The sequence below is a fragment of the Stenotrophomonas sp. STEN087 genome, assembly GCF_056759115.1.
The window spans coordinates 1-1,152 of record NZ_JBRRCR010000172.1; the positions used below are offsets into that span (position 1 = coordinate 1).

Below are 1,152 nucleotides of genomic sequence, written 5' to 3' on the forward strand. Positions count from 1 at the left end.
GGCTCGGCTCTTATCTCTTCCGACTCTGGCACTTTAGGTGCCGAGAGCCCGGCGCGGACGACCGTTCGGCTCTAGGTCTTTTCGATCGCTCTGTAGCAAGGATCTCCGCGCCGGTTTCTCCCTGATCCGCCCGAACAGTTGATCGAGCTGGCACTCGTACTGATAAGACTGGGCAAGCGGGGGGAGCTCTCGACCCTGTCAGCCTAGCGGAGTTGCCCCATGTTTGGGATCGGGATCGATGTCAGCGGTGAGAATTTGGATGTGGCCGTCCATGAACAGGCCTTTCGTCAGTTCAAGAACAACAAGCGGGGCTGGGCCAGCCTGATCAAGTGGCTGCAGCAATGGCCAGCCAAGCAGGTCGTGCTGGAGGCCAGCGGCGGCTATGAACAGAAGGCGCTGGACGCCTTGCATGGAGCTGGCTTGCCGATGGTGCGGATCAACCCGGGCCGTGGCCGCAGCTTCGCCTCAGCCACCGGGAAGCAGGCCAAGACCGATCGCATTGACGCCATGGTTCTGGCTCACATGGCCGACGCTCTCAAGCTGACCCGTTACGTCCCGCCAGCGGCTTGGCAGCGCCGTCTGGGTGAGCTGTGCCAGCGTCGGCGCCATCTGGTGCAGATGCGGGTGAGCGAGCATCAGCGCATGCGCGCGTTCAGCGAACCCAGCCTGATTTCCATGCTGAATCAGCATCTGCGCGAGATCCAGAGGAGCATCAAGCAGCTCGATTCCATCATCGCAGCGCTCTTGGCCGAGCAGGATGGATGGCGTGACTTTGCCAAGCTCAAAGGCGCTGGCCCGGTGCTGATGGCAACCCTGGCCTGCGAGCTGCCAGAGCTGGGAAGGCTCAGTGGGAAAGCCATCTCGGCCTTGGTAGGGGTTGCCCCCATGAGCCGCGAAAGCGGCACCTGGAAAGGACGACGGAGCATCACCGGCGGCCGTGCCGTTGTACGCGAAGCGCTCTACATGGCAGCACTGACCGCCAAACGCTATGAGCCCCGGCTCAAGGAATTTTTTGAATCCCTCGTCAACCAAGGCAAGCCAAGCAAGGTGGCCTTGGTCGCGGTGATGCGCAAGATGCTGGTGATCCTCAACGCCCGCAAGCGGGACACGGAGGCCCAGATGGCCTCCGCCTGACAAGACAGTTGCTACAGA

General features: G+C 62.0%; 1 protein-coding gene. It reads left to right on the forward strand.

All coding sequences use genetic code 11. From position 1 onward, the window contains the following. Positions 1-219: 219 nt before the first annotated feature. Positions 220-1,134, forward strand: coding sequence for an IS110 family transposase (locus ACVOK1_RS20495; RefSeq protein WP_481563094.1), 915 nt, complete (start codon positions 220-222; stop codon positions 1,132-1,134). The last annotated feature ends 18 nt before the right edge of the window (positions 1,135-1,152 follow it).

Coding starts and splice junctions, on each gene's coding strand:
- ACVOK1_RS20495 (WP_481563094.1), top strand. CDS start 220: ATGTTTGGGATCGGGATCGATGTCAGCGGTGAGAATTTGGATGTGGCC.